The sequence below is a fragment of the Brevundimonas sp. genome (assembly GCF_023259385.1).
Classification (GTDB): domain Bacteria; phylum Pseudomonadota; class Alphaproteobacteria; order Caulobacterales; family Caulobacteraceae; genus Brevundimonas.
Genome location: NZ_JAHFPF010000357.1, coordinates 1 through 2,158, shown reverse-complemented (window position 1 = coordinate 2,158; position 2,158 = coordinate 1). Strand labels below are relative to the sequence as shown.

Annotated in this window: 3 protein-coding genes and 1 pseudogene; 1 reads left to right on the top strand and 3 read right to left on the bottom strand. The window is 67.7% G+C overall.

The annotated features are described in order from the left end of the window. A pseudogene (locus Q0C81_RS18205) lies at window positions 1-313 on the top strand (chemotaxis protein); the annotation flags it as partial. A gap of 62 nt (window positions 314-375) precedes the next feature. Here the strand turns inward: Q0C81_RS18205 and Q0C81_RS18200 are convergent. From Q0C81_RS18200 to Q0C81_RS18190, 3 genes are all read right to left on the bottom strand, one after another. Continuing rightward, window positions 376-984: a MarR family transcriptional regulator gene (locus Q0C81_RS18200; protein ID WP_052004757.1), complete on the bottom strand. Its 609-nt coding sequence runs from the start codon at window positions 982-984 to the stop codon at window positions 376-378. A 169-nt stretch (window positions 985-1,153) separates the two neighbouring features. After that, on the bottom strand, window positions 1,154-1,420 hold the full coding sequence (locus Q0C81_RS18195) for a hypothetical protein (RefSeq protein WP_154725896.1): 267 nt from the start codon (window positions 1,418-1,420) through the stop codon (window positions 1,154-1,156). 58 nt (window positions 1,421-1,478) lie between these two features. Then, the gene (locus Q0C81_RS18190; protein WP_035306130.1) at window positions 1,479-2,045 is read right to left on the bottom strand and encodes a DsbE family thiol:disulfide interchange protein; all 567 of its coding nucleotides are present in this window, start codon (window positions 2,043-2,045) and stop codon (window positions 1,479-1,481) included. Window positions 2,046-2,158 lie beyond the last annotated feature (113 nt).

Sequence of the window (2,158 nt, the reverse complement as noted above, 5' to 3'; positions counted from 1 at the left end):
CCTGATCAGCGACATCGCCACCTCGGCCCGTGAGCAGTCCTCGGGCCTGAGCGAAGTGAATGTGGCGGTCAACCAGATGGACCAGGTCACCCAGCAGAACGCCGCCATGGTCGAGGAGTCCACGGCCGCTTCACATTCGCTCCGTCAGGAGACCGAAGGGCTGATGACGATGATCGGGCGGTTTCAGCTGGGAACGGCGGGAAGCTCACCCCGACAGCAGGCCGCGCCCGAGCCTCGCCCGGTCCGCCTCGTCGCCGTCGGCGGCGGACGGGTCCAGGCTGCGCCGGCGACATCGGACTGGGAGGCGTTCTAGCGAGCCGCCGTCCCGATCTTCGGGACGCCCAGGCGCGGCTCAGGAGCGAATGGGAATACCGGTCACGCGCCGAGCATAGAGACCGGTCCGGGCATGCAGGCGCAGCCTCGGGGCTGCGGCGCCGGGTCTGCGTCCGTCGTAACGGAACAATCGTGCGCGCCAAGGGCGGCGTTCATCCGGGACAGGACGGCGAGGGCGGTCGAGAGGTCCTGGAGCGAGACAGAGCTTTCGACGCTGTATTGCACGCATGAGGCGCAGGCCGACCAGAGTTTCGCCGCCTCTCGTCCACTGTCGGTAAGGCGCAGGAGGTGGGCGCGTCGATCCCCCTTCAGGGCCTGGCGCTCCACCAGACCCGCCGCAAGAAGGCCGGTGACACGCGTCGACATGACGGCCTCCGAAAGCGCCAGCGCATCGGCCGCCTCCCTCTGGATCAAGCCGGAGGGGCGTTGGGCCAGAAGGTTCAGAACCGCCAGCTGGCCCGCGTTCAGGCCGCCTTCCGCCAGCACCTCGTCCACCCGCGCCGTCCATCGACGCGCAAGCCGGATGACGGCGGACTGCAGCATGGTCCCCACCGCGTGATGATTGGCCGGTCCGCAGGTTTGCACGTCGCCCCACTTGGGACATTGGCACGTCGTCTTCTCCCAGCGGCCGGTTTCGAAGCGCTCTGCCATCGCCGTCTCTCGTTTTCGGCGTTGAGAGTCCTTGAAAGCCCAGGTGAGCGCAATAAGGGGTATCCCTCCGTGTCCAGCTCAAAATCCTGAGGGTCGACGTGTCCCGACGCGCTCTACGGCAAAGCGCATCGCCCTGGCGGCCCGAGGGTCGCGCTCTGCTTGGGTCGGATCAGACCTTGATGTCGAGATAGGAGCCGGGGCGCATGATCCGGGGCTCTTCGCGTTCCGGCGCCGCCGGGGCGGGTTCGACGGGGCGCGCCGGATTGGCGGTGCGCACCGTGGACATGACGGCGGCGGCGGGCACCTGACTGGGTTGAACGCGTGAGGCCTGATCCAGGGCGGCGCGGAAGAAGGCGGCCTGCGCGTTTCGCGCCGTCGGCAGGTCGAGACCTTGCGACGGGACGGGCTGCGGCAAACCGGGGCGAATCGCGCTCATGCCCAAACGTTAACGCATCCGGAGCGATCAATCGTTAACAAGGCCTCTCGAAAGAGAGTTAATGCGATTTTTCACCGGGAGCGGGCCGGGGCGGGGCCTGCATGGAGGCGACGAGTCGTTCGATGTCGGCGTCGTTCAGCAGGGGACCAGACTGTTTGGCGGTGATCCGGCCCATGGCGTCGACGGCGAAGGTCTCGGGCACGCCGGAAATGCCCAGGTCCAGACCGGCCCGACCCTCGTGGTCCACCAGAACCATCGAATAGGGGTCGCCCAGCTCGTCCAGGAAGGCGCGGGTGGCGACCGGCTCGTCCTTGTAGGCCACGCCGACGACAGCGATCCCCCGCGCCTTCAACGCCAGAAGCTTGGGGTGTTCGAGCCGGCAGGGGGCGCACCACGAGGCGAAGACATTGACCAGCATGGGCCGGCCCACGCCTGCCGTCTTCAGGTCCAGATTGCCGGGTCCGGCGGTGTCGCCGGTGAGCATGGGCAGCACCGTCTCGGGGATGGGCTGGCCGACCATGGCGTCGGGCTTGAAGGCCGGATCGCGTTTCAGCGACCAGCCGATGAACAGGGCGGCGAGCGCCACCACCACGACGAGGGGGAGCAGGGCCAGCCAGCGGTTCACTTTTGGGGTCCTACCGCGCTTCGCGCTACTTGAGGACGCCGGGAGACTGCCGCGTCTGATGTCGCGCTCTGGTCTTCTTCCAGACGCTCCAGTTCCCGCTTCCATTTTCGCGA

Bases quoted from the DNA above. Each gene is read 5' to 3' on its own strand.
- Q0C81_RS18195 (WP_154725896.1), bottom strand. From the start codon at position 1,420: ATGAGCGCGATTCGCCCCGGTTTGCCGCAGCCCGTCCCGTCGCAAGGT.
- Q0C81_RS18200 (WP_052004757.1), bottom strand. From the start codon at position 984: ATGGCAGAGCGCTTCGAAACCGGCCGCTGGGAGAAGACGACGTGCCAA.